This window comes from Metabacillus sp. cB07 (assembly GCF_016839225.1).
Lineage (GTDB): Bacteria > Bacillota > Bacilli > Bacillales > Bacillaceae > Bacillus_P > Bacillus_P indicus.
The window spans coordinates 2,597,608-2,621,969 of record NZ_CP069296.1 but is presented as its reverse complement, the minus strand read 5'-3'; the positions used below and the strand labels follow the sequence as shown (position 1 = coordinate 2,621,969).

General features: G+C 45.3%; 28 protein-coding genes. 25 read left to right on the top strand and 3 right to left on the bottom strand.

Annotated elements, in window-relative coordinates; translation table 11 throughout:
• Positions 1–72 precede the first annotated feature (72 nt).
• Positions 73–1,515 carry a YfcC family protein gene (locus JOJ89_RS13340; protein ID WP_203287774.1) on the top strand — a complete coding sequence of 481 codons (1,443 nt, stop codon included), beginning with the start codon at positions 73–75 and terminating at the stop codon, positions 1,513–1,515.
• Positions 1,516–1,745: 230 nt separating this feature from the next.
• Here JOJ89_RS13340 and JOJ89_RS13335 read toward each other — a convergent pair whose 3' ends face one another.
• Positions 1,746–2,648, bottom strand: coding sequence for an aldo/keto reductase (locus JOJ89_RS13335; RefSeq protein WP_203287773.1), 903 nt, complete (start codon positions 2,646–2,648; stop codon positions 1,746–1,748).
• Between the two features lie 71 nt (positions 2,649–2,719).
• On the bottom strand, positions 2,720–2,842 hold the full coding sequence (gene mciZ / locus JOJ89_RS13330; RefSeq protein WP_081414156.1) for a Z-ring formation inhibitor MciZ: 123 nt from the start codon (positions 2,840–2,842) through the stop codon (positions 2,720–2,722).
• A 139-nt stretch (positions 2,843–2,981) separates the two neighbouring features.
• Here mciZ and JOJ89_RS13325 point away from each other — a divergent pair, with 139 nt between their 5' ends.
• Both JOJ89_RS13325 and JOJ89_RS13320 read left to right on the top strand, forming a co-directional pair.
• A complete protein-coding gene (locus JOJ89_RS13325) occupies positions 2,982–3,533 on the top strand; it encodes an NUDIX hydrolase (protein ID WP_203287772.1) in 552 nt (183 codons plus the stop codon).
• 1 nt (position 3,534) lies between these two features.
• Positions 3,535–4,704 (top strand): endonuclease Q family protein, encoded by a 1,170-nt coding sequence (locus tag JOJ89_RS13320; RefSeq protein WP_203287770.1) that lies wholly within the window; start codon positions 3,535–3,537, stop codon positions 4,702–4,704.
• A gap of 32 nt (positions 4,705–4,736) precedes the next feature.
• Here the strand turns inward: JOJ89_RS13320 and JOJ89_RS13315 are convergent, their stop codons facing one another.
• Positions 4,737–5,300 carry a GNAT family N-acetyltransferase gene (locus JOJ89_RS13315; protein ID WP_029280061.1) on the bottom strand — a complete coding sequence of 188 codons (564 nt, stop codon included), beginning with the start codon at positions 5,298–5,300 and terminating at the stop codon, positions 4,737–4,739.
• A 126-nt stretch (positions 5,301–5,426) separates the two neighbouring features.
• On the opposite strand from JOJ89_RS13315, the gene spoIIM reads away from it, so the two are divergent.
• The 22 genes from spoIIM to JOJ89_RS13205 all read left to right on the top strand — a co-directional run bounded on the left by spoIIM (position 5,427) and on the right by JOJ89_RS13205 (position 24,347).
• Positions 5,427–6,077: a stage II sporulation protein M gene (gene spoIIM / locus JOJ89_RS13310; protein WP_029280063.1), complete on the top strand. Its 651-nt coding sequence runs from the start codon at positions 5,427–5,429 to the stop codon at positions 6,075–6,077.
• Between the two features lie 113 nt (positions 6,078–6,190).
• On the top strand, positions 6,191–6,655 hold the full coding sequence (fur, locus tag JOJ89_RS13305; protein WP_029280065.1) for a ferric iron uptake transcriptional regulator: 465 nt from the start codon (positions 6,191–6,193) through the stop codon (positions 6,653–6,655).
• Positions 6,656–6,779: 124 nt separating this feature from the next.
• Complete coding sequence (locus JOJ89_RS13300; RefSeq protein ID WP_203290346.1) at positions 6,780–6,986, top strand: YqzK family protein; 207 nt, start codon at positions 6,780–6,782, stop codon at positions 6,984–6,986.
• A 6-nt stretch (positions 6,987–6,992) separates the two neighbouring features.
• A complete protein-coding gene (xerD, locus tag JOJ89_RS13295; RefSeq protein ID WP_203287769.1) occupies positions 6,993–7,886 on the top strand; it encodes a site-specific tyrosine recombinase XerD in 894 nt (297 codons plus the stop codon).
• Between the two features lie 211 nt (positions 7,887–8,097).
• Positions 8,098–9,285, top strand: a complete 1,188-nt coding sequence (gene deoB, locus JOJ89_RS13290; protein WP_203287767.1) for a phosphopentomutase — start codon at positions 8,098–8,100, stop codon at positions 9,283–9,285.
• A gap of 14 nt (positions 9,286–9,299) precedes the next feature.
• On the top strand, positions 9,300–10,133 hold the full coding sequence (locus tag JOJ89_RS13285) for a purine-nucleoside phosphorylase (protein WP_203287765.1): 834 nt from the start codon (positions 9,300–9,302) through the stop codon (positions 10,131–10,133).
• On the top strand, positions 10,130–11,434 hold the full coding sequence (locus JOJ89_RS13280; protein WP_203287762.1) for a pyrimidine-nucleoside phosphorylase: 1,305 nt from the start codon (positions 10,130–10,132) through the stop codon (positions 11,432–11,434). The genes JOJ89_RS13285 and JOJ89_RS13280 overlap by 4 nt, the downstream gene beginning before the upstream one ends.
• A gap of 117 nt (positions 11,435–11,551) precedes the next feature.
• Positions 11,552–12,712 (top strand): D-alanyl-D-alanine carboxypeptidase family protein, encoded by a 1,161-nt coding sequence (locus tag JOJ89_RS13275; protein WP_029280078.1) that lies wholly within the window; start codon positions 11,552–11,554, stop codon positions 12,710–12,712.
• Between the two features lie 110 nt (positions 12,713–12,822).
• Positions 12,823–13,176, top strand: coding sequence for an anti-sigma F factor antagonist (spoIIAA, locus tag JOJ89_RS13270; protein ID WP_029280080.1), 354 nt, complete (start codon positions 12,823–12,825; stop codon positions 13,174–13,176).
• Complete coding sequence (gene spoIIAB / locus JOJ89_RS13265; protein WP_029280081.1) at positions 13,173–13,613, top strand: anti-sigma F factor; 441 nt, start codon at positions 13,173–13,175, stop codon at positions 13,611–13,613. The genes spoIIAA and spoIIAB overlap by 4 nt, the downstream gene beginning before the upstream one ends.
• A gap of 11 nt (positions 13,614–13,624) precedes the next feature.
• Positions 13,625–14,383, top strand: a complete 759-nt coding sequence (gene sigF / locus JOJ89_RS13260) for an RNA polymerase sporulation sigma factor SigF (RefSeq protein ID WP_035206878.1) — start codon at positions 13,625–13,627, stop codon at positions 14,381–14,383.
• A 79-nt stretch (positions 14,384–14,462) separates the two neighbouring features.
• Positions 14,463–14,678 (top strand): hypothetical protein, encoded by a 216-nt coding sequence (locus JOJ89_RS13255; RefSeq protein ID WP_203287761.1) that lies wholly within the window; start codon positions 14,463–14,465, stop codon positions 14,676–14,678.
• A gap of 177 nt (positions 14,679–14,855) precedes the next feature.
• Entirely contained in the window at positions 14,856–15,476 is a 621-nt protein-coding gene (locus JOJ89_RS13250) for a stage V sporulation protein AA (RefSeq protein ID WP_203287759.1), read from the top strand.
• Positions 15,466–15,888 carry a stage V sporulation protein AB gene (locus tag JOJ89_RS13245; protein WP_029280085.1) on the top strand — a complete coding sequence of 141 codons (423 nt, stop codon included), beginning with the start codon at positions 15,466–15,468 and terminating at the stop codon, positions 15,886–15,888. The genes JOJ89_RS13250 and JOJ89_RS13245 overlap by 11 nt, the downstream gene beginning before the upstream one ends.
• Positions 15,889–15,905: 17 nt before the next feature.
• Complete coding sequence (gene spoVAC / locus JOJ89_RS13240; protein WP_029280087.1) at positions 15,906–16,355, top strand: stage V sporulation protein AC; 450 nt, start codon at positions 15,906–15,908, stop codon at positions 16,353–16,355.
• A gap of 22 nt (positions 16,356–16,377) precedes the next feature.
• On the top strand, positions 16,378–17,412 hold the full coding sequence (spoVAD, locus tag JOJ89_RS13235) for a stage V sporulation protein AD (RefSeq protein WP_029280089.1): 1,035 nt from the start codon (positions 16,378–16,380) through the stop codon (positions 17,410–17,412).
• Positions 17,400–17,750 (top strand): stage V sporulation protein AE, encoded by a 351-nt coding sequence (gene spoVAE, locus JOJ89_RS13230; protein ID WP_029280091.1) that lies wholly within the window; start codon positions 17,400–17,402, stop codon positions 17,748–17,750. The genes spoVAD and spoVAE overlap by 13 nt, the downstream gene beginning before the upstream one ends.
• 9 nt (positions 17,751–17,759) lie before the next feature.
• Positions 17,760–18,368: a stage V sporulation protein SpoVABEA gene (gene spoVAEA, locus JOJ89_RS13225; RefSeq protein WP_029280093.1), complete on the top strand. Its 609-nt coding sequence runs from the start codon at positions 17,760–17,762 to the stop codon at positions 18,366–18,368.
• Complete coding sequence (locus JOJ89_RS13220) at positions 18,325–19,803, top strand: spore germination protein (protein WP_029280095.1); 1,479 nt, start codon at positions 18,325–18,327, stop codon at positions 19,801–19,803. The genes spoVAEA and JOJ89_RS13220 overlap by 44 nt, the downstream gene beginning before the upstream one ends.
• A 136-nt stretch (positions 19,804–19,939) precedes the next feature.
• Positions 19,940–21,262: a diaminopimelate decarboxylase gene (gene lysA / locus JOJ89_RS13215; RefSeq protein ID WP_029280097.1), complete on the top strand. Its 1,323-nt coding sequence runs from the start codon at positions 19,940–19,942 to the stop codon at positions 21,260–21,262.
• 910 nt (positions 21,263–22,172) lie between these two features.
• Positions 22,173–23,615, top strand: a complete 1,443-nt coding sequence (locus JOJ89_RS13210; protein ID WP_029280099.1) for a GntP family permease — start codon at positions 22,173–22,175, stop codon at positions 23,613–23,615.
• Positions 23,616–23,645: 30 nt separating this feature from the next.
• The gene (locus tag JOJ89_RS13205) at positions 23,646–24,347 is read left to right on the top strand and encodes a CoA transferase subunit A (protein ID WP_203287757.1); all 702 of its coding nucleotides are present in this window, start codon (positions 23,646–23,648) and stop codon (positions 24,345–24,347) included.
• Positions 24,348–24,362 lie beyond the last annotated feature (15 nt).

Genomic DNA, 24,362 nt, shown 5'->3' with positions numbered 1-24,362 from the left:
TAAGCATGAAAATGGAGAATTTAACTCTAAGGCCATTAAGCTTTTAATCGGGCATAAACAAGGAGTGGAGAGATGGAAACGACAACGAATTTGTCAGTCAACCAAAACACAGCAAAGAAAAAATGGTACGACAGAATTCCAAGTACAGTAGTGTTCTTATTCTATACCTTGATTATAGGAGCCGTCGCAACCTATCTTATTCCAGCCGGAGAATTTGTAAGAGTTGAGGATAAGGAAACGGGAATTACTAAAATTGATCCGAACTCTTTTCATTATGTAGACTCTTCACCTGTAGGCATCCTGGATGTTTTCAAAAGTATCTATACAGGCCTAGTAGAAGGCGGAGGTATTATTTTTTTGGTCTTCCTCGGTTATTTCTGGGTCTATACAATGCTTCAAACGGGTGCTTTTAATGCAGTTATAGGAAAGATTATCAACAACAGCAAACTTCGCCGCTTATATATCCCGATATTTATAATTATTTTCGCTTTAGCAGGATCCACCTACGGGGAATTGACTGCGACATATGGACTTTTGCCCCTCTTCATAGGCTTGGCCATCATGATGAGACATGACGCTATTATTGGAGTGTGTATATGCGGCATGGCATGTGCAATTGGATCAGCTGTCGGAACGTCCAATCCGTATACCACAGCATTGGCCCAAAACGTTGCACAACTTCCCCTTTATTCTGGGCAAGGATTAAAGTGGCTTTCAATAATCGCTTTTTTAATTCCAACTATTTGGTATACCTTGAGATATGCAAAGAAAATTAAAAATGATCCATCAAAAAGTATTGTATGTGATTTAGATTTTAAAAGTTTTGCGTTTGATGAAGACAAAATCAATAATTTGAATGAATCCAAAATGACTGGCAGGCAAAAAATTGCCTTAGCAATCTTTTTACTTTCTATAGTGGCAATTGTAGCAGGGTCTATTCTATATAAATTCGGTTTGGCAGAGGTTGCGATGGTTTATTTAATAGGTGCATTATTAATGTCCTTTGTAGCCAGGTATTCTGCTGATCAAATAGCAGCTAACTTTTGCAAAGCTTGTTCTGAAATTATGATGGTCGTTATTTTGATTGGATTAGCTAGAAGTGTTTTAATCATATTAACCAATGCAGATATCATTGATACCATTGTATACGGGCTTTATCAGCCTATAAAAGACCTGCCTCCATGGGCAAGTGCTCAAGGGATGCTGGTTATGCAGACATTATTAAACTTCGTCATACCTTCTGGAACGGGACAAGCCGTTACCGTAATGCCTATAATGGTGCCATTAGCTGATTTGTCAGATGTCACGAGACAAACGGCAGTCATGGCATTTACTTTTGGAGATGGTTTTTCCAACTTGTTGTATCCTACAGCTCATATCGGTATCATGCTTGGAATCGCCAAGATTCCTTTTGGCAGATGGTTTAAATTCTTTATGCCGCTGTTTGGAATCCTGTTTATCATACAAATGATTTTCATATTTATTGCTGTAGCAACAAATTATGGTCCGTTCTAATATAGGACATTCGCTCCTGCGCATATAAACTACCATCTATTTGAAAAATCTTTTCTTTTGAATACGCAGTACGGTAATTGGAAAAAACGGCAGAAAGAGAGCTTACTCTTTCTGCCGTTTTTATGTGGGTTATACCCATTAAAGGTCTGTTGCAAAAAAGAGCCTCTCCGTCAGGAAAGGCTCTAAAGAGAAGAATAAGGGATAGTTATGAAAGAAAACCTACACACCCCTCACCGATGCCCCTCATACTTATCAAACTTCGTCAAAGCCTGCAGCGCTACAAATTCTTCACCTGAAAGCGGGCGTGCCTCTGCGGCGCGGCAGTTTGCCTGAACCTGTTCGATTTTGCTTGCGCCGGGTACGATGGTTCCGACTGTCTGCTGTTTCAGGCAATATTGGATGGCCGTTTCGGTCATGGTAAGTCCGCTTTCTGCTGCGACTTGCGGAAGAAGTCTGCGCAGTTCTTCTTCGCTGTATGAGAGGTAGCCTTTTTCATTCAGCTTTGTTTCCCAGTTGTCTGTAAGGAGACCCTTTGCCATCGGGCCGCGGCCGATGACGCTGACACCGTGGTCGTTCAAAAGGGAAAACCATTCTTCGGGACGGCGGTCAAGGAGGCTGTACTGCATCATAACAGAGACGATGGAGGATTTCTCCAAGTACTGTTTAATGACATTCGGACGGATGGAGGAGATGCCGTAGTAGCGGATCAATCCCTCTTTTTTCAAGTCCTCGAAAGCCTCGATGGTTTCATCGATATTGTCTTCGATTGTGCCCCCGTGGAGCTGGTAAAGGTCGATGTAATCTGTTTTCAGGCGTTTCAGGCTGTGTTTAACCGCTTCTTTTATATAGGCTTTGGAAGCGTCCCATGTCCAGCCGTCTTTTGCTTCGTTCCAGCGGTTGCCCGCTTTTGTGGCGAGGATGATTTCTTTTCGTTTCTTTTTCAGGGCAGCTCCGACAAATTCTTCGTTCAGTCCGAAATCATATAGATCGGCCGTGTCAAAATAGTTGATGCCATCATGAAGCGCTGCATCAATGATGGATTCTGCCTGCTCCTTGTCAGTGCCAAGGGACATACAGCCGAGTCCGACTTCACTTACCATTAAATCAGATGTGCCAAGCTGTCTTTTTTTCATTTGTCTCACTCCTGCCTGTTCGTCTTTCTACTGACATTAGTACAAGCAGGAGGAAAAAGCAATTGTGACGCTTACTTGTCCTTTGTCCACTGTTCAATGGTTTCATATTTTCTGCTGTATTCTTTCAGCTTCTCCCGGACTTCCCAGGCTTTGCCGACAAGGACGATGCCTTTTTCAAGAAGGTAGATCTTCATGCTTATTCGCCTCGCTTCCCGTGTAGTGGATATCAGTATGTCCATTAAAGCGGTGTTTCAGGCGGTGCCTCTGATGCTTCTTAAGAATGTGGTAGAATATATGTAATCATGAGAATTTGTAGAACGCGGAGGAACGGAAATGAACCACTTAAAGGAAACCACTAAAACATCAGAAAAATTGTTTTCAGGACGCATTATTGATTTTTATCTGGAAGAGGTGGAGCTGCCTAACGGAAAAACAAGCACGCGCGAAATTATCAAGCATCCCGGTGCTGTAGCTGTCCTGGCACTGACGAAAGACAATAAGCTTGTGATGGTTCAGCAATACCGAAAAGCCATGGAGAGGGTGCTTGTGGAGATTCCTGCAGGCAAGCTTGAAAAAGGGGAGCTTCCGGAAGTGACGGCAAAGCGTGAGCTTGAAGAGGAAACAGGCTATACAACACAATCGCTGCAGCATCTGATTTCTTTTTATACATCTCCGGGATTTGCCGATGAACTTGTTCATGTTTACTACACGGATGACTTGCACGTTCTTGAAGAAAAGGCAGAGCTTGATGAGGATGAGTTCGTTGATGTGCTGGAGGTGACGCTTGAAGAGGCGCAGCAGCTGATTGATGAGCAGCGGATTTTCGATGCAAAAACCGCCTATGCTGTTCAATATCTGCAATTAAAGCAGGCTCTTCAGAAATAGCATGAACGATTATTATGCGGACTTACATATTCATATAGGCCGGACTTCTTCCGGAAAGCCTGTGAAAATAACGGCCTCAAAGCAGCTTACGCTTGAAAATATTTTAATAGAAGCAAGCGGGCATAAAGGGATGGATATCATAGGAGTCATAGACTGTCACGTTCCTGAAGTTCTGCTTACGCTTGAAAACAGCATCGGGGAAGGGAAATGGCGCGAACTCCAGCATGGCGGCATCAGGTTTGAAAAAACGACCCTTCTGCTTGGCTGTGAAATAGAAGTGTATGATTCTCTCTGCAAAGGGCCGCTGCACGTCCTGGTGTTCATGCCGACGATTGAGAGGATGAAGGATTTTTCCTTTTGGCTCGGCAGCAGGGTGAAAAACCTGACCCTGAGTACGCAGAGAATGTACGGGGAAGCAAAAACACTGCAGAAGAAAGTAAGGGAGCTTAACGGGCTGTTTATTCCCGCCCATATCTTCACTCCGCATAAGAGTCTTTATGGAAGCGGAGTCCGTGCTTCTCTTGAAGAGGTAATGGATCCTGAATGGATTGACGCCGTTGAGCTTGGCCTGAGTTCAGACACAGAGATGGCATCGAAGGTCACCGAGCTTGACAAGTATCCGTTTCTGACCAATTCGGATGCTCATTCGACGGCCAAAATCGGGAGAGAATATCAGAAGCTCAAGCTTGCCGAACCGTCATTTGAAGAGGTCCGGATGGCGCTGAAAGGGGAAGGGGGCCGCCGGATTGCCTCCAACCACGGGCTGAATCCGCTGCTTGGAAAGTATTACAGAACCGTCTGTGAAACATGCGGTGCTGCAAAAGAAGAACATGAACAGGCATGCAAAAACTGCGGCAGTTCCCGGTTTACAAAAGGGGTCAGCACCCGGCTGTCTGAACTGGCGGACAGATGGGCTGAAAGCGGCAGGGAGCGACCGTCTTATGTCCACCAGGTTCCGCTGCAGTTTATACCCGGCATTGGACCGAAAACACTGGAAAAACTGAAGACTGCGTTCGGAACGGAAATGACGATCCTGCATGAGGTTTCAAAGGAACGTCTTGAGGAAGTACTTCCTGCTAAAACAGCAGCATATATACTTGCGGCAAGGGAAGGAAGGCTTGGCGCCGAACCAGGCGGAGGCGGGATTTACGGCAGGGTTTCTAAAACATGAAAAGGCACTTTTCGTCAAAGTGCCTTCTTGCGTTAAAAGATTTTAGCAAACACACACGTATCTCTCAGGGAACGTCCGTCTGCAGAAACATCGTCCTGTCTGAGGATGCCTTCCAGCTGAAAACCGAGTTTTTCAGGAATGCGCCGGCTTTTAACATTTTCCGGATCACATCTGATTTCTACCCGCCTGGCGCCGAATTCTCTGGCGGCAAAGGCAGTCAGGGCTTCAACAGCCTCGATCATGTATCCTTTTCCGGAGTGCTTTGTTGAAATCCAGTAGCCGATTTCCACTTTCGGAACATCCCAGTCCATGCGGTGGAAGCCGGTGCTTCCGATAAATTCGCCGGTGATCCGGTCAAACATGAGAAGACGCAGATCCTCCCGCAGCATGAATTTAGCGCAGGATTCGCGGATATTTGCTTCTGTGTCTTCAATGGACTGGCTTTTTTGCGCAAACGGCATCCAAGGCTTTAATTCTTCAAGTGATTCGTTTACGGCGGCGTTCACTGCCTTGCCGTCACCTGGACGGGGAGCGCGGATCAGGAGTCTGTCTGTTGTCAGTTCATTCGGAAAATCAAGTAAGATTGGTCGTTTCATGGGAACACCGCCTTGTCAGTTTTTAAGAATTATAACCTTTTGGGAAAATAATGCAATAGGGGCTTGTCATAGTTTCTTCCTTTTTTTCATACAATCTAGTAAGTGAAAAACCGGGAGGAAGAAAAGATGCGCAAACATCCATTAAAAGCAATGATGATCCAGCATATGAAAGAACGCTCGTCGCTCTACCTGTTTGTCTTTGTATTGTTTTTGATGGGGGTTATTTTCGGGGCGGTCATCGTCAACAGCATGAACTTTACTCAAAAGGAAGATTTATATTTTTATTTAAGCCGCTTTTTCGGACAAGTTTCTGAAGGCAAGGTGGCAAGTTCGGTGGAAATGCTGCAGCAGAGTTTTTTTCATAATCTGAAATATCTGGGCCTGATGTGGGTGCTCGGCATTTCAATCATAGGTTTGCCGGTGATTCTGATTATGTTATTCTTAAAGGGAATTGTCGTTGGCTTTACTGTCGGTTTTCTTGTCAATCAAATGGGCTGGCAGGGCTTTTTGCTTTCATTTGTTTCGGTTATGCCGCAGAATATGATTTTAATACCGGCATTTATTATTATGGGTACGACAGCCATCTCTTTTTCTCTTAAAATTGTAAAGCAGCTCTTGAATAAAAAATCAAATCTGGCAGAGTCGCCGTTTTCGATGTTCGCGCGGTATGCGGCATTCTTTGTTGCTATTGCTGTGCTGACCGCTGCTGCATCAGGGCTTGAGGCATATGCGTCGCCTGTTTTGATGAAAAATGTTATTGAGATTGTATCTAAATAGAATGATTTTTATCTAATAATCATTTTATTTATTAGATTGGAATGATTTTCGTTGGACACATCCCTTTCTTTTGATATAATGGATGAGGAACGCGGCGAGGGAGGAATGTGTGTATGGAAAGCAGAATTGAGCGGATAAAAAAGCAGTTGCATTCATCCAGCTACAAGCTGACTCCTCAGCGCGAAGCTACTGTCAGAGTACTGCTGGAGCGTGAAGAAGATCACTTGAGTGCTGAAGATGTTTACCTCCTCGTTAAGGAAAAAGCGCCAGAGATTGGTTTAGCAACTGTTTATCGTACGTTGGAGCTACTTACAGAACTTAAAATTGTCGATAAAATAAACTTTGGAGACGGCGTATCGCGCTATGATCTGAGAAAAGAAGGCGCAGCGCACTTTCATCATCATCTTGTCTGCATTGAATGCGGCGCGGTCGCTGAAATAGAAGAAGATCTTCTTGAGGATGTAGAACAGATTGTTGAACGGGACTTTCAATTTAAAATTAAAGATCACCGTCTGACCTTTCACGGCATTTGCCGCCGGTGTCAGGAGAAAGAACAGCCGGACGAAGAGCAGGAGTAAACCTTTCCTAATTATTGGAGAGGTTTTTTTGCGTTTATTCGTATAAAGTTTGTCCTTTTTGGCATATGTTTAGGTAAGATGCCGGGTTCTTGAGGAGGCAAAGCGAGTGAGAGCAGCACGGACCATGTTTGATATGATCAAAGTGTTTATTTTGTTTACCGGATTTACGATTCTTTTCTATTATGCTATCATTTGGGTTAACTTAGAGTATGAAGAAATGCACCGCTATGACCAGCCCGAGGGTGCAGCGCTTAAGGTCACCAAGATGGTGGCCGATGAAGAGGAGCACTGGCTGAACAGGCTGCTTTTCTTTTACTTAAACGGGGAGTAGAGGAAATTGAAAGATCAAATTCAGGATTTCATGCATTACCTGGTGGTGGAGCGGGGGCTTTCCCACAATACCATTGTTTCGTATGAACGTGATTTAAAAAGCTACCATCACTATTTGACTGAAAAAGAAGAGCTTTCGTCTTTTCAGGACGTGACGCGACTTTCAATTATCCATTTCTTAAAATCTTTAAAGGAAGCGGGAAAATCAAGCAAGACGATCGCCCGGCACACTGCTTCCATCCGCAGCTTTCATCAGTTTCTTTTAAGAGAAAAGGCCGCAGACCACGATCCTACTGTACATATTGAATCTCCCCAGGTCGAACGGACCCTTCCAAAAGTGCTTTCACTGACAGAAGTTGAAAAACTGCTTGATACCCCAAAACTCACATCGCCGTTTGGCTACAGAGATAAAGCCATGCTTGAACTGCTTTATGCGACTGGCATACGGGTGAGTGAGATGATTAATCTTGATATAACCGACGTGCATTTGACGATGGGCTTTGTCCGCTGCATCGGAAAAGGCAATAAAGAGCGGATCGTTCCGATTGGAAGAACCGCAGCAGAAGCGCTTGAGACGTACATTGAAAGGGGAAGAACAAAGCTTGCATCGAAGAAAAACCAGACAGATGCCCTGTTTTTAAACCATCACGGCAACAGGATGACTCGCCAGGGCTACTGGAAGAATCTGAAAAAGCTTGCCCTTGAGGCAGGCATCAGCAAAGAGCTTACGCCGCATACTCTCCGCCATTCGTTTGCAACGCATCTTCTTGAAAATGGAGCAGATCTGCGGGCGGTACAGGAAATGCTCGGCCACGCGGATATTTCCACCACTCAAATTTACACGCATGTTTCAAAGACTAGACTGAAAGACGTCTACAGACAATATCATCCAAGAGCATAAGCCATCCTGAGGGGTGGCTTTTTATCTTTTTTTGACAAACAGGTTTTCGAACAAATAAAACAAGGAAAAAGAAAGATAATGATTGTCAGAATCCGTGAAAACGGTTTATACTTTAGATGTCAGACTTCTGACCAATGAAAACGCGTAAATCAATCTTCATCGATTGGGAAATGGTAGTAAAGAGCAACTTTAAGTCATAAGGAGGATCTACATGTCTGATTATACATATAAAAGAGTGTTTCTGATCGTCATGGATTCAGTCGGCATCGGGGAAGCGCCGGATGCAGCTGATTTCGGCGACAAAGGCTCACACACACTCGGCCACATTGCAGAGCATATGAAAGGCCTTAACATGCCGAACATGGCAAAGCTTGGACTGAGCAACATAGAAGAAATTGAAGGAATTCCTGTTCAGGAAAAACCGCAGGCATTCTATACAAAAATGAAGGAAGCTTCAAACGGAAAGGATACGATGACAGGTCACTGGGAAATCATGGGCCTTCATATTGATACACCGTTTAAAGTGTTTCCGGACGGTTTTCCTGATGAACTGATTTCTGCTATTGAAGAAAAAACAGGCAGAAAAGTAATTGGAAACAAACCTGCATCAGGAACGGAGATTCTGGATGAGCTTGGCGAAGAGCATATGAAAACCGGAGCGCTGATCGTTTATACATCTGCGGATTCGGTTCTTCAGATTGCGGCTCATGAGGACATCATTCCGATTGAAGAGCAGCTTAAGATCTGTGAAATGGCACGCGAGATGACCCTTGATGAAAAGTACATGGTCGGACGCGTCATTGCCCGTCCTTTTGTCGGGAATCCGGGGAACTTCAAGCGTACGGCAAACCGCCACGACTATGCACTGAAACCATTTGAGCGCACAGTCATGAATGAGCTTCAGGACGGCGGGCTCGACGTTATTGCCATCGGCAAAATTTCGGATATTTATGACGGAGAAGGCATTACAGACGCGCTGCGCACGAAATCGAATATGGACGGAATGGACAAGATTGCTGAGACAGCCGACCGTGATTTTACAGGCCTAAGCTTTGTAAACCTGGTTGATTTTGATGCGCTGTTCGGGCACAGAAGAGATCCTGAAGGATACGGCCTCGCGCTTGAAGAGTACGATGCACGTCTGCCTGAATTAATGTCCAAATTAAATGAAGATGACCTGCTTATCATTACGGCTGATCACGGAAATGACCCTGTTCATCACGGGACAGACCATACACGTGAGTATGTTCCGCTTCTGGCGTACAGCCCGCGCATGAAGCAGGGCACGGAACTGCCTGTCCGCGAAACATTTGCTGATATCGGCGCAACGATTGCCGACAACTTTAAAGTGACGATGCCAAAGCACGGCAAAAGCTTTTTGAGCGAATTGAAAAACTAAAGGGGGAACGAGACATGCTGCAAGAAATCAAACAGTCTGCAGAGTTCATGAAGGAAAAAGTAACAAACCTGCCTGAAATCGGTCTGATCCTTGGATCTGGTCTTGGTGTACTGGCGGATGAAATTGAGAATCCGGTTAAAATTCCATATGAGGACATTCCAAATTTCCCGGTATCCACTGTTGAGGGCCATGCCGGACAGCTTGTATTCGGAACGCTTAAAGGAGCAAACGTTGCTGCCATGCAGGGCCGTTTCCACTTTTACGAAGGCTACGACATGAAAAAAGTGACGTTCCCTGTCCGTGTACTTAAGGAAATGGGCGTAAAAACGATTATCGTCACGAATGCAGCAGGCGGAGTGAATGAATCGTTTGAACCGGGTGATTTAATGATCATTTCTGACCATATTAATAATATGGGAACAAGCCCGTTAATTGGACCAAATGATTCAGACCTCGGCGTGCGTTTTCCTGACATGTCCCAGGCATACAGCCGCGACCTAAGAACTCTTGCAAAGAATGCGGCTTCAGAGCTTGGCATTAACGTGCAGGAAGGCGTGTATGTCGGAAATACGGGACCTGCATATGAAACACCGGCAGAGGTTCGCCTGGCACGTGTCCTTGGCGGAGACGCAGTCGGCATGTCAACTGTGCCTGAAGTCATTGTAGCCAATCATGCAGGCATGAACGTGCTTGGCATTTCCTGTATTTCAAACATGGCTGCCGGTATTCTGGACCAGCCGCTTTCACATGATGAAGTAATGGAAACAACAGAAAAGGTAAAAACGAACTTCCTGAATCTAGTGAAGAAAATCGTTGAAGATATTCACAGCGGGGTGGAGAAAAAATGAGAATCGTTGACTTAATTGAAAAAAAACGTGACGGAAAAGAACTGACAAAAGAAGAAATCAGCTTTATCATTAAAGGCTATACAAACGGAGACATTCCTGATTATCAAATCAGTGCTCTTACAATGGCCATCTTTTTTAAAGGCATGACAAAAGAAGAGCGCGCAAACCTGACAATGGAAATGGTTCATTCAGGCGACACGATCGACCTAAGCAAGATTGAAGGCATCAAGGTTGATAAGCACAGCACAGGCGGAGTCGGCGATACAACGACACTTGTTCTTGGACCCCTTGTAGCTGCAGTCGGAGTTCCTGTTGCGAAAATGTCAGGACGCGGCCTTGGCCACACAGGCGGAACGATCGATAAACTTGAAGCCGTACCTGGCTTCCATGTTGAGATTGAAAATGAAGAGTTCATTAAGCTTGTAAACCAAAACAAAATCGCGGTTATCGGCCAGAGCGGCAACTTAACTCCTGCTGATAAAAAGCTTTATGCTCTTCGTGACGTAACAGCAACAGTTGACAGCATTCCGCTGATTGCAAGCTCTATTATGAGCAAAAAAATTGCAGCAGGTGCAGATGCCATTGTTCTTGATGTAAAAACTGGCGCTGGCGCATTTATGAAAGACCTTGATGATGCAAGAGAACTTGCACAGGCAATGGTTGAGATCGGAAATGCAGTCGGACGCAAAACGATGGCCGTTATTTCTGATATGAGCCAGCCGCTTGGCTACGCGATCGGAAACGCACTTGAAATCAAAGAGGCGATTGATACATTAAAAGGCGAAGGTCCGGAAGATCTTCACGAGCTGTGCTTAACGCTTGGAAGCTACATGGTGTTCCTTGCAGAAAAAGCATCATCCCTTGAAGAGGCGCGCAGTATGCTTGAAGAAGTGATTCAAAACGGAAAAGCTCTTGAAACGCTGAAAGTATTCCTTGAAGCACAGGGCGGAGACGGTTCAGTGGTTGATGACCCAAGCAAATTGCCGCAGGCAAAATACAAAGTTGAACTTCCGGCAAAAGAAGACGGCTATGTGTCTGAAATCGTAGCAGATTCTGTAGGAGTTGCAGCGATGTGGCTTGGAGCGGGACGCGCTACGAAAGAATCTGAAATTGACCTTGCAGTCGGTCTGATGCTGAACAAAAAAATTGGAGAGGCCGTCAAAAAAGGCGATTCTCTAGTGACTATTTACAGCAACCAGGAAGATGTGGAGCAAGTAAAAGCAAAGCTTTATGAGAGCATCAAAGTGTCACAGCAGGCAGTGGAAGCACCGCCGCTTGTGCATGATACAGTAAAAGAATAAGAACAGCCAGAGCCGGGATGAACTCCCGGCTTTTTGCATGCAAAAATTTTGGTGTCCATAAGTATATTTTTTCATCACATGGAAAAAATGGGAAGTATATGAATGGAGGGCTTGGAGATGAAACGTCTACTATCAACCGCAGTGCTCAGCACCATGATATTGACCATTGCAACACCTGCTTTTGCAGAAGAAGGCTCAGTCCAGCTTGCGGATAAAGCAAAATCGGCTGTACTGATCGAACGCGACACCGGCAACATTCTCTATGATAAAAACAGTGATGAAAAGCTTCCTCCAGCGAGCATGACAAAAATTATGACCATGCTGCTGATTATGGAAGAGATTGATAAAGGACAGCTTAAAATGGACGAAAAAGTCCGTACAAGCGAATATGCGGCTTCCATGGGCGGATCTCAAATCTTCCTTGAACCGGGAGAAGAGATGACCGTTCATGAAATGCTTAAAGGCATCGCCATCGCATCAGGAAATGATGCATCGGTTGCCATGGCCGAGCGCATTGCAGGCTCTGAAGATGCTTTTGTTAAAAAAATGAACAAACGTGTTAAAGCACTGGGACTTAAAAATACGGCTTTTCAAAACCCGACAGGTCTGCCTGAAAAAGGCCATTACAGCACAGCTCATGATATGGCCGTTATGGCGAAAGAACTGCTGAAATTTGAAAAAATTACCCAATACACAGGGTCTTACGAAGATTATCTTCGCGAGGATACCGATAAAAAATTCTGGCTCGTTAACACAAACCGTCTTGTAAAGTTCTATAAAGGCGTCGACGGCGTGAAAACAGGCTTTACGAATGAAGCAAAATACTGCCTGACGGCCACTGCCAAAAAAGACAACATGCGTGTCATTGCCGTTGTCATGGGAGCGCCGACTCCAAAAGACAGAAATGCACAAGTGACAAAAATGCTTGATTACGCATTCAGCCAATATGAAACGCACCCTCTGTTCAAACGGAACGAAGTCGTTGCAAAAATGAAGATCAGCAAAGGCGACAGTAAAACCTTAAATCTTGTCACATCTGAACCGATTTCAGTACTGACGAAAAAAGGCGGAAGTGTAAAAGATGTCACTCAGGAAGTTGTCATGAAGCAAAATCTTCAGGCGCCGCTTAAAAAAGGCGATGAGCTTGGAAAATTGATTCTTAAAAAAGACAGCAAAACCGTTGTTGAAAGCCCGCTTGTAGCAGAAGGCGATATTCAGCAGGCCGGCTGGTGGACACTCTTTAAACGCGTACTCTCAGACTTTACGAAATCAGGCTGAAAACAGAAACTGGCTAATGTTGGCGAATAGGCACTAGTTTTGTCACAGGGCAGGAAAAAAGCGTCAAAACCTCGAAACTGACTATATCCGGAATTTAGGGAGGAATAGGGATGAGTCTAGCAGTAGAGCTTGATGTCAAACAATCTGTCCTGTGCATTCGTCTGATCGGTGAACTCGATCATCATACTGCGGAGGAACTGCGCCAGAAGGTGACAGACATTCTTGCATCTGAAAACGTTCAGCATATCGTACTGAACCTTGAGCACCTGTCATTTATGGACAGTTCAGGGCTTGGCGTCATTTTAGGAAGATACAAACAAGTGAAGCAAATCGGCGGGGAAATGGTCGTCTGTGCCATATCGCCTGCAGTCAAACGCCTGTTTGATATGTCAGGCCTGTTTAAAATCATCCGCCTGGAGTCGTCTGAAGAAAGAGCGCTCGTTACATTGGGGGTGGCATCATGAGAAATGAGATGAACCTTCAATTTTCCGCGCTCAGCCAGAACGAATCCTTTGCCCGGGTGACAGTTGCGGCATTTATTGCCCAGCTCGATCCGACACTTGATGAACTGACTGAAATCAAAACGGTCGTATCCGAGGCGGTGACAAACGCCATCATTCACGGCTATGACAACGATCCAAGCGGAATTGTCTATATTTCTGTCACACTCGAAGACAGCATAGTCACACTGTCCATCCGCGATGAGGGAATGGGAATCAGCGATGTAGAAGAAGCAAGACAGCCTCTTTATACAACTAAGCCGGAACTTGAACGGTCAGGAATGGGCTTTACCATCATGGAGAACTTCATGGATGAAGTGGAAATTGAATCGTCAAAATCCCGCGGAACATCGGTAAAGCTTACAAAACACTTATCGAAAAGCAAAGCTTTAGTAAACTAAGGAGACTTGCTATGGATGTGGAGGTCAAGAACGATATCTCAAAAACTCAGCTTAAGGACCATGAAGTGAAGGAACTGATCAAACGCAGCCAGGATGGCGACCAGACGGCAAGAGACACGATTGTCGAAAAAAACATGCGCTTAGTGTGGTCTGTCGTTCAAAGATTCCTGAACAGGGGCTATGAAGCAGATGACCTGTTTCAGATCGGCTGCATCGGCCTTTTAAAATCGGTTGACAAATTTGACCTGTCCTACGACGTTAAATTTTCAACCTATGCGGTTCCGATGATTATCGGCGAAATTCAGCGCTTTATCCGGGATGACGGCACAGTAAAGGTGAGCCGCTCTCTAAAAGAACTGGGCAACAAAATCAGAAGAGCAAAAGATGATTTATCAAAATCGCTCGGCAAAATGCCTACTGTATCTGAGATCGCAGACTACCTTGAGATCACACCCGAAGAAGTCGTTCTTGCACAGGAAGCCGTACGCGCGCCATCCTCCATCCACGAAACCGTCTACGAAAACGATGGCGACCCAATCACCCTGCTCGATCAAATCGCTGACTCGGGCGAGACGAAGTGGTTTGACAAAATCGTCCTGAAAGATGCCATAAAAGAACTTGATGAGAGGGAAAAGCTGATCGTGTATCTCAGATACTACAAAGACCAGACTCAATCAGAAGTCGCCGAACGCCTCGGCATCTCGCAGGTGCAGGTATCAAGGCTCGAAAAAAAGATCCTCCAGCAAATGAAAGACCGGATGGATCAATAATTGTTCAAAAAGACATATCATGCGATGTGTCTTTTTTGAGTTTGCGGAAAATACTAAGCGGGATGGATTGAGGTTTGGTTTGCAGCAGGCTGTGAACGATAGCCGGATTTTGAGGGTTGGTAGTAAAGCTGGAAAAGTTGGTTGTAATTTTACGAAAGTTGGTAGTTGCAGCAGAGAAGTTGGCAGTAAATCCGGAAAAGCTGGTAGTAAAAGCAAAAGTTTGATTGCTGTCAGACTGCCAGAAGCACAGGATCGGGCAATTGATCGCTTATTTGAAGCTGTATTTCAAATCTAAATCGATTTTCCTTTAAATCGCATCACGAATTCCCCGTGAGCGACATTCTCCCGCAAATCCCCGAGTATCCCCTTAATAAAAACTCCTTTGGTAATTAATGGCCCGCTGCAAGTTGCATGATATAAATTCTTCCAATGCATACTACAGGTACAATCCTATTTTCAGGAAGTGAATGTGATGGAAAAAACGGTATACATCCGGCTGCGTCACAGAGTGCAGGTCCGCCCTGACGATTGTATTACCGTCTCAAAAATTGCTCAGATTGTGGCTGAAGAGGAGCTCCGGACCCGGATTTCTGAACTTGTTGTTCACAGGGTGCAGCCGAGTGATAAGAATATCGTCGTGATCGATGTCATGCGGGTGCTTGCAGAGGTACATAAGACAGATCCGGATATTGATGTTCAAGCTGTGGGGCCTGCGCAGACAATTGTGGAGATTGTGTTTCAGAAAAAATCGTATTCGCCTGTTTTGTTCGCGCTTGTCTGGATTCTGCTCTTTGTCGGAGCAGCGCTTGCGATTATGAATTTTCATGAAGATGTCAGCATGCAGCTTGTGCATAAACGGCTGTATACGATTATTACCGGAAAAACGTCTGAGCATCCGCTTCTTCTGCAAATCCCATATTCAATCGGACTCGGTCTTGGGATGATTCTGTTTTTCAATCATCTCTTTAAAAAGAGAATTAATGAAGAGCCAAGTCCGCTTGAGGTCGAGATGTTCAATTATCAGCTCGACATGGATATGTATGTATCCATGAAAGAAAACAAAGAAAGCATGAAAAAAATCGATGATCATTAACCTTCTGATCACGATGCTGATCGGGCTCGCAGGGGGGCTTGCTGTAGGATCGGGGTTCGTAGCATTTTTAGCGGTGCTCGGAATCATCCCCCGGCTCACGCAGCTGACGAAAACCGTCGATATGATTCAGGCATATGAGTGGGCCATTGTAGCAGGGGCTATTACAGGGGGATGGGTCAGCTTAAGGGATTCAAAACTGTTCTTGCCCGAATTTTTCCTTTTACCCGTTGGCTTAATCAATGGAATTTTCATCGGCATGCTTGCCGCAGCGCTTACTGAAGTGCTGAATGTCTTTCCGATTCTCGCTAAAAGAATCGGGATTGCCGACAAGATTGTCATTCTCTTAATGGCGATTGTGTTTGGAAAAGTTGCAGGGTCTCTGTTTCACTGGCTCTATTTCGTCTATCAATAATTCCGGGAGGAGAAAACATGGCAAATTTAAAGGACGATTATAAAAATAAGGTAAAGACGTATCAGCCGAAGCCGCCATATTTCAAAAACTGTCTCAAGGCTTTCATTGTGGGAGGGCTGATATGCGCGTTTGGCCAGGCCATCTCAAACATGTATATAAACTTCTTTCATTTTACGGAAAAAACCGCCGGAAACCCTACGGTCGCAACACTTATATTAATTTCAGCTCTCCTTACGGGTTTTGGCATCTACGACAGAATCGGCCAGTTTGCAGGGGCAGGTTCAGCCGTACCTGTTACCGGCTTTGCTAATTCTATGACAAGTGCAGCTCTTGAGCACAGAAGTGAAGGGATTGTGCTCGGAGTTGCGACAAACATGTTTAAGCTTGCAGGTTCGGTCATTGTATTCGGTGTAGTGGCAGCATACGTGGTAGGGATTATCAGATATGTTTACGGACTGGCATTTTAAAAAGAAGGAGGGGCTATAAAAAATGAGATTAACCGGGAAGCAGACGTGGGTTTTTGAAAATCCTGTTTATGTTCAGTCAAGCGGAACAGCTGTCGGGCCAAAAGAAGCAGATGGTCCGCTCGGCAGCGGATTTGATAAAACATATGATAATCTCCACTGCGATGAGGATAACTGGGAGCTTGCAGAACGGCGGCTGATGGAGGATGCGATCGATTTTGCCCTGAAGAAAGGAAATTTCACAAAGGAAGATATTGATTTTTTCCTTGCAGGAGATCTCCTGAATCAGAACGTGACAGCAAACTATACAGCAAGGCATAACAAGATTCCTTTTCTCTGCATGTTTGGAGCATGCTCAACCTCCATGGAAACGCTGGCTGTGAGTTCGGCCCTAGTTGACGGGGGATTTGCAAACAGGGTGTTGGCTGCTACGAGCAGCCACAACGCTACAGCAGAACGGCAATTCAGGTATCCTACCGAATATGGCGGTCAAAAGCCGAAAACAGCTCAGTCCACAATATCCGGTTCAGGAGCTGTCATTGTCAGCCGCGACGAGAGTGACATCAGAATTACGTCAGCGACCATCGGCAGTGTGGCGGACCTTGGAATAACGGATCCTTTTGATATGGGTTCTGCTATGGCGCCTGCAGCTGCGGATACCATTGCACAGCATTTTAAGGATTTGCAGATATCTCCGGACGAGTATGACTTGATTGCAACAGGCGACCTGGCTTCTGTCGGAAGCCCGATTGTGAAAGATCTTTTAAAAGAAGAAGGATTTGACGTCTATGCCAATCATAACGACTGCGGCATTATGATATACCGGCCTGACCAGAACGTGTTTGCAGGGGGCAGCGGCTGCGGATGTTCGGCTGTTGTCACGTACAGCCATCTTTTTGACGAAATGAGAAACGGCAATTTGAAAAAAGTGATGGTGGTTGCAACGGGTGCTCTTTTAAGCCCGACGATGATTCAGCAAAAAGAATCCATTCCGACAATTGCTCATGCAGTTGTTTTCGAGAGAGTGGACAGGGGTGGGAACAATACATGGAATACTTAATTGCGTTTGCAGTTGGCGGGGCTATATGTGTCATCGGCCAGATTTTGCTTGATTTTGCAAAGCTTACACCGGCACATGTTATGAGTACGTTCGTTGTGTCAGGTGCCATTCTTGACGGCTTTGGCATTTATGATAATTTTATAAAATTTGCAGGGGCAGGCGCCACCGTTCCGATTACAAGCTTCGGTCATTCTCTATTGCACGGGGCAATGAAGCAGGCAGAGGAACACGGCATTATCGGGATTGGAATCGGTATTTTCGAACTGACATCTGCCGGGATCTCCGCTGCTATCGTGTTTGCATTTTTCGTGGCACTTATTTTTAAGCCGAAAGGATAAGATCATCCTATGACAGAGACAAGAAGGGTCATTATCGTGACAGATGGAGATGTATATGCGGCCAAAACGATTGCTTATGCGGCAAAGAAAGTCGGCGGCAGATGCATTTCCCAGTCCAAAGGGAATCCCACTTTTTTGACAGGTCCTGAAATTGTGAAGCTAATCTTAAAAACCCCATATGACCCTGTCTTTGTCATGTTTGATGATTGCGGTCTTTTAGAAGAAGGTCCGGGTGAAAGAGCGCTTATGCATGTAGCGGAGCATCCTCAAATTGAAGTGCTTGGGGTCATCGCCGTTGCAGCCAAGACGCACGGGTCCGAATGGACGAATATTGATGTATCCATCGACCGGGACGGACAGATTTCCGAATATGGGGTCGATAAAAGCGGCATAAGAGAATTTGAAGTTGGAAAAATGACGGGAGACACCGTCTATTGTCTGGACAGACTGAATGTGCCGATTATTGTGGGGATCGGAGACATCGGGAAAATGTCCCGCAAAGACAGCGTTGACCGGGGCTCTCCAATAACCATGAAAGCAGTTGAATTAATCCTGGAAAGGAGCGGAATGGCAGATGAGCGAAAAAAAATCAGAACAGAAGACCAAAATTTCATCTAAACTATCCGTCAATGAAAACTATTTTAAAAACCATGTTGGGCTAAATCAAAGCTTTGACCTTGGAGTCCGGAAAATTTATGTCCTGGGCGTAGAGGTCAATATGTACTACGTGACAGGCCTTTGTGATACTTCTTTTCTGATTCCGATTTTAAAAGAACTCGTTGAAATCAATGACTTTGAGTTTGAACGGATGAAAGTCAATGAAATCATTGAAAACAGGCTTGCCCATCAGCAGGTGCAAAAGCTTAAAACCATGGATGAAGCAGTAGATCAGGTCCTTTCAGGATTAGTTGTCTTCATGATTGAAGGCTTTGATTACGGAATCGTCGTTGATGTGCGGAGCTATCCCGGCAGAAACCCTGAAGAACCGGATACAGAAAAAGTGGTCCGGGGTTCAAGAGACGGTTTTGTTGAAAATATCATTGTGAACACTGCTTTGATGCGCAGAAGAATCCGGGATGAAGGCTTGCGGTTTTCAATGATGAAAATCGGTGAACGCTCAAAAACCGATGTGTGCCTGTGCTACATAGAAGATGTTGCAGACCCCGATATGGTTGAAGTGGTAAAAAAAGAGCTTGAGACCATTAAGATAGACGGACTTACGATGTCAGACAAAACGGTGGAAGAATTCCTGGTGAAACAGGGATATAATCCGTTTCCGCTTGTCAGGTACACAGAGCGGGCTGATGTTGCGGCCAATCATTTGCTTGAAGGACATGTATTAATTATTGTTGATACATCTCCAAGTGTGATCATTACGCCAACCACGTACTTTCACCATGTTCAGCACGCGGAGGAATACCGCCAGGCCCCTGCTGTCGGGACATTTTTAAGATGGGTGAGGTTTCTCGGCATCATAGGATCGATATTTATCGTCCCGCTGTGGTTTGCATACGTATTGGAGCCGTCACTTTTGCCTGAAGCGATAGACTATATCGGACCAAATGAAAAGAAGAACATTCCAATTGTCGTACAGCTGTTTCTCGCTGATCTCGGCATCGAATTCTTAAGAATGGCGGCCATTCATACGCCGACAGCATTGTCCGTCGCCATGGGCTTGATTGCGGCAGCTCTGATCGGACAGATTGCCATTGATGTCGGACTTTTTGTTCCTGAAGTCATTCTATATGTAGCGATTGCTGCCATCGGAACGTTCGCAACACCAAGTTATGAGCTGAGCATTGCCAACAAAATGGTCAGGCTGGTGCTCCTTGTGGCAGTTGCACTCTTTCACGCAGAAGGACTTGTCGTCGGGACTACCTTGATTTTCTTATACTTGGCGAGCATCAGATCGTTGAACACGCCATATTTGTGGCCGTTCCTCCCATTTAATGCAAAAGCTCTGTGGCAGGTTTTTATCCGGACATCGGTGCCCGGGGCAAAGGTCAGACCAAGCATCGTACACCCCCAGAATATCAGGAAACAGCCGCGCTAAAAGGATTGAAAGTGCATGGATTTTGTGATATTGTAAGCTTAATTTACCTGAAGGACCAGAAGTGCGGAACAGCTGTTCACCCAAAAGGTAGCAGCTGTTCTTTTGTCCTTTTACGGAATGAAAGAGGGATGCTAAATTGTTCTTACATGGAAGCAGCAAAGTCAACGAGCAGAATCACCTTGAAATTGGGGGAGTAGATGCAGCAGAGCTCGCATCAAAATACGGTACACCTCTTTATATTTACGATGTCGCGCTTATTCGCGAACGTGCGAGAAGCTTTAAACATACATTTGAAAAGCTTGGCGTAAAGGCGCAGGTTGCCTATGCAAGCAAAGCGTTCTCCTCCGTTGCCATGTTTCAGCTTGTGGAAGAAGAAGGCCTTTCCCTTGACGTGGTATCAGGCGGAGAGCTTTACACAGCTGTAACAGCAGGCTTTCCTGCAGACAGAATTCATTTCCACGGCAATAATAAAAGCAGAGCAGAGCTTGAAATGGCGATTAAGCTGAATATAGGCTGCGTCGTTGTTGACAATTTCAGAGAAATCGAGCTTATCAAAGAGATTGCCGCCCAGGAAAAAACGACAGTGCCCGTTCTATTGAGGGTTACTCCAGGCGTTGAAGCGCATACACATGACTATATTACGACCGGCCAGGAAGATTCAAAATTTGGCTTTGACCTTCAAAACGGCCAGGTAGAACGCGCGATGGAAAGTGTTCTTTCATCAGATGCATTCGACCTTCTCGGCTATCACTGCCACATTGGTTCACAGATCTTCGATGCAACGGGCTTCGTTCTCGCTGCTGAAAAAATCTTCACTAAAGTGACGTACTGGAAAGAAACGTTCCAGTACGAACCGAAAGTGGTCAATCTCGGCGGCGGATTCGGAATCCGCTACACTGAAGAAGATGAGCCGATGCCTGCCACATATTATGTTGAAAAAATCGTTGAAAGCATCAAACAGCAGGTGAAGGAAAGCGGCATTGCCATGCCTGAGATCTGGATTGAACCGGGCCGTTCACTTGTAGGTGACGCAGGCACAACGATTTATTCCATCGGCTCAGAAAAAGTGGTGCCGAATGTCCGCAAATATGTCTCAGTCGACGGCGGCATGAGCGACAACATCCGTCCCGCTCTTTACCAGGCAAAATACGAAGCAGCCCTTGCGAACCGGATGAATGACCCTAAAGATGACTCGGTTTCCATCGCCGGAAAATGCTGTGAGAGCGGAGATATGCTCATTTGGGATCTTCCACTGCCGCAAGCAAATCCAGATGATCTGCTTGCAGTCTTCTGCACAGGCGCATACGGATACTCCATGGCAAACAACTACAACCGCATCCCGCGTCCACCGGTTGTTTTCGCAGAAAATGGAGAAGCACAGCTTGTCATTAAAAGAGAAACGTATCAGGATCTGGTCGCACTGGATCTGCCATTAAAATCAAAAGTGTCTCAATGCTGATAGATAGAAAAAACCGCTTCCGGTTGGGAGCGGTTTTTTTGATTTTGGGAGAAGGGGTGAAAAAGGCTGGTTATTACAGGGGATGCGTACCTATAAAAAGGAGCGGGTGAATTATGGGGTAGCAAAAGAAGAAAATGCATCCTTATAAAACGGAGCAGATGAAATATGGGGTAGCAAAAAGAGAAAATGCTTCTTTATAAAACGGAGCAGATGAAATATGGGTAGCAAAAAGAGAAAATGTAACCCTATAAATCGTAGCGGGTGAAATATAGGGCAGCAAAAGAAGAAAATGCATTCTTATAAAACGGAGCAGATGAAATATGGGGTAGCAAAAAGATAAAATGTAACCCTATAAAACAGAGCGGGTGAAATATGGGGGAGTAAAAGAAGAAAATGCATTCTTATAAAATGGAGAGGGTGAAATATAGGGTAGCAAAGGAAGAAAATGTAATCCTATAAATCGTAGCGGGTGAAATATAGGGTAGCAAAAGGAGAAAATGCATTCTTATAAAATGGTGCGGGTGAAATATGGGGTAGCAAAAGAGAGAAATGCATCCTTATAAATCGGAGCAGGTAAATAATGCTTAATAAAAGCCCATTCCGCATATCCGGAATATTCCGCTATACCGGAATGGAATGAGTTCTATTTCCGAGATTGCGGAAAAACCCAGCTTTTTAAAATTGAATTTTCTGTTTTTTGAAATCAGGCAAACCAAGCCCTCACTGAATTTAAGTCGATTTTCCGAACTTTTTATTTGGAAAAGCCATGTTGGCACGTAACTTGCAAGTAATTACTGTGAGGCGGTCATTTAGATGGAAGGCGAAAGCGGGAAGGGGTACCCGAATTGTAAGCGCTTACCATTAAATGAGCTGCTTATGCAGGAGAACACTTAGGTTAAGGGGGATGTTTGTGGAAATCATTATTATTTTATTGTCACTGAGTTTATTGATGTTTGTGGCTTATCGGGGATTTTCGGTTATTTTGTTTGCTCCGATCTGTGCACTGTTTGCCGTGCTGCTGACAGATCCGAGTTATGTCCTTCCGTTTTTCTCCAATGTGTTTATGGAAAAAATGGTCGGATTCATTAAACTTTACTTTCCTGTCTTCCTGCTTGGGGCAATATTCGGGAAAGTGGTTGAAATGTCAGGCCTTGCTGAATCGATTGCCAAGACGATTGTCAAACTTGTCGGTGCGAAGAGAGCGATTCTTGCAATCGTTCTGATGGGTGCGATTTTAACGTACAGCGGCGTCAGTCTGTTTGTTGTTGTGTTTGCCGTCTATCCATTTGCGAAAAACCTTTTCATCCAGGCGGACATTCCAAAACGCCTGATTCCGGGAACGATTGCTCTCGGTGCCTTTACTTTTACAATGGATGCCCTTCCGGGTACTCCGCAGATTCAAAACGTAATTCCGACTACTTTCTTCAAAACAGATATCTATGCAGCACCTGTTCTTGGGATCATTGGTGCGATCTTCGTCCTCTCACTTGGGATGTGGTATCTGGAATCAAGACGCAAAAAAGCGGAAAAAGCCGGAGAAGGATATGCAGGATTTCATTCTGAGACGGCTGCAGGACTTGATCCTGAAATCGCCCGCGAAAAAGAAGAAGCTATCTTATCAGCTGGAACTGACCCGAGTGTTGCCCGCCAGGTTTTAGCATTTGTGCCGCTGATTCTGGTTGGTGTGATGAATAAATTTTTCACAGTTTCATTTCCGAAATGGTATCCGAACGGATTTGATTTTTCAGCCATCGGCCTTGAAGCGTTCGGCAAGATCGAACTGCCGTCCGTTGTTGCTATCTGGTCTGTTGAGCTGGCGCTGCTAATTGGTATCGTCGCGACAATTGCTTTTGACTGGAAAGCTGTAACCGCTAACATTAAAGAGGGCCTGAATGCCGGTATCGGCGGTGCTCTGCTTGCAGCTATGAATACAGGCGCTGAGTACGGATTCGGGGGCGTTATCGCTGCATTGCCTGGATTTAAAGCAGTAAGCAACGGAATTTCTTCTACTTTCACAGATCCGCTCGTAAACGGTGCGGTTACGACGACGACACTTGCAGGTATTACAGGTTCTGCATCCGGCGGTATGGGAATTGCGCTCAGTGCGATGTCTGATAAATACCTTGAGGCGATTGAAAAATTTAATATTCCTCCTGAAGTGATGCACAGGGTCATTTCAATGGCCTCCGGCGGTATGGATACGCTTCCTCACAATGGAGCGGTTATCACGCTTCTTGCTGTTACCGGATTGACTCACAGACAATCCTATCGTGATATTTTTGCCATTACGATCATTAAAACAGTTGCCGTGTTTGTCATCATCGGTATTTACAGTCTATTCGGTCTAGTATAAGAAAACATCCGGGAAAGAGAGGGAACAGTGATGGGGAAAGGAAAAGTGCTCGATTCATTCCAACAGGCAATTGAAAAAATAGAAGACGGTGCAACATTGGTCGTTGGAGGCTTCGGCCTCTGCGGCATTCCGGAAAAATCAATTCTCGCATTAAGAGATAAAGGGGTCAAAGACCTGACAGTTGTCAGCAATAACTGCGGAGTGGATGACTGGGGTCTCGGGCTTCTTCTCGCAAACAAACAAATTAAGAAAATGATGTCCTCTTATGTGGGAGAAAACAAAATTTTCGAACGCCAGTATTTAAGCGGCGAATTGGAAGTGGAACTGATTCCGCAGGGTACGCTCGCCGAAAGAATGAGAGCGGGCGGTGCCGGCATCCCGGGCTTTTATACAGCAACCGGAGTGGGAACGAAGGTCGCGGAAGGAAAAGAACATAAGGACTTTGACGGCCGGACCTATATTCTTGAAAGAGGGATTGTAGGTGATTTTGCCCTCGTGAAAGCATGGAAAGCTGATACACTTGGCAATTTGGTCTTCCGGAAAACATCCAGGAATTTTAACCCGGTCGCTGCAATGGCAGGGAAAATAACGATTGCAGAAGTGGAAGAAATTGTTGAAGCAGGCGAACTAGATCCGGACGAAATTCATACACCGGGCATCTACGTCCAGCACGTATTGCTTGGAACAAACTATGAAAAGCGCATTGAACGCCTGACTGTGCGACAGGCATAAGAAGGAGGCAAAACC

Coding starts and splice junctions, on each gene's coding strand:
- JOJ89_RS13220 (WP_029280095.1), top strand. CDS start 18,325: ATGAGCGAAAAAAAATCAGAACAGAAGACCAAAATTTCATCTAAACTA.
- JOJ89_RS13250 (WP_203287759.1), top strand. CDS start 14,856: ATGGAAAAAACGGTATACATCCGGCTGCGTCACAGAGTGCAGGTCCGC.
- spoVAE (WP_029280091.1), top strand. CDS start 17,400: ATGGAATACTTAATTGCGTTTGCAGTTGGCGGGGCTATATGTGTCATC.
- spoIIAB (WP_029280081.1), top strand. CDS start 13,173: ATGAGAAATGAGATGAACCTTCAATTTTCCGCGCTCAGCCAGAACGAA.
- spoVAEA (WP_029280093.1), top strand. CDS start 17,760: ATGACAGAGACAAGAAGGGTCATTATCGTGACAGATGGAGATGTATAT.
- JOJ89_RS13325 (WP_203287772.1), top strand. CDS start 2,982: ATGAACCACTTAAAGGAAACCACTAAAACATCAGAAAAATTGTTTTCA.
- JOJ89_RS13315 (WP_029280061.1), bottom strand. CDS start 5,300: ATGAAACGACCAATCTTACTTGATTTTCCGAATGAACTGACAACAGAC.
- JOJ89_RS13280 (WP_203287762.1), top strand. CDS start 10,130: ATGAGAATCGTTGACTTAATTGAAAAAAAACGTGACGGAAAAGAACTG.
- mciZ (WP_081414156.1), bottom strand. CDS start 2,842: ATGAAGATCTACCTTCTTGAAAAAGGCATCGTCCTTGTCGGCAAAGCC.
- spoVAD (WP_029280089.1), top strand. CDS start 16,378: ATGAGATTAACCGGGAAGCAGACGTGGGTTTTTGAAAATCCTGTTTAT.
- deoB (WP_203287767.1), top strand. CDS start 8,098: ATGTCTGATTATACATATAAAAGAGTGTTTCTGATCGTCATGGATTCA.
- JOJ89_RS13205 (WP_203287757.1), top strand. CDS start 23,646: ATGGGGAAAGGAAAAGTGCTCGATTCATTCCAACAGGCAATTGAAAAA.
- sigF (WP_035206878.1), top strand. CDS start 13,625: ATGGATGTGGAGGTCAAGAACGATATCTCAAAAACTCAGCTTAAGGAC.
- JOJ89_RS13285 (WP_203287765.1), top strand. CDS start 9,300: ATGCTGCAAGAAATCAAACAGTCTGCAGAGTTCATGAAGGAAAAAGTA.
- JOJ89_RS13335 (WP_203287773.1), bottom strand. CDS start 2,648: ATGAAAAAAAGACAGCTTGGCACATCTGATTTAATGGTAAGTGAAGTC.
- JOJ89_RS13275 (WP_029280078.1), top strand. CDS start 11,552: ATGAAACGTCTACTATCAACCGCAGTGCTCAGCACCATGATATTGACC.
- JOJ89_RS13340 (WP_203287774.1), top strand. CDS start 73: ATGGAAACGACAACGAATTTGTCAGTCAACCAAAACACAGCAAAGAAA.
- JOJ89_RS13245 (WP_029280085.1), top strand. CDS start 15,466: ATGATCATTAACCTTCTGATCACGATGCTGATCGGGCTCGCAGGGGGG.
- fur (WP_029280065.1), top strand. CDS start 6,191: ATGGAAAGCAGAATTGAGCGGATAAAAAAGCAGTTGCATTCATCCAGC.
- spoIIM (WP_029280063.1), top strand. CDS start 5,427: ATGCGCAAACATCCATTAAAAGCAATGATGATCCAGCATATGAAAGAA.
- JOJ89_RS13300 (WP_203290346.1), top strand. CDS start 6,780: ATGTTTGATATGATCAAAGTGTTTATTTTGTTTACCGGATTTACGATT.
- spoIIAA (WP_029280080.1), top strand. CDS start 12,823: ATGAGTCTAGCAGTAGAGCTTGATGTCAAACAATCTGTCCTGTGCATT.
- spoVAC (WP_029280087.1), top strand. CDS start 15,906: ATGGCAAATTTAAAGGACGATTATAAAAATAAGGTAAAGACGTATCAG.
- JOJ89_RS13320 (WP_203287770.1), top strand. CDS start 3,535: ATGAACGATTATTATGCGGACTTACATATTCATATAGGCCGGACTTCT.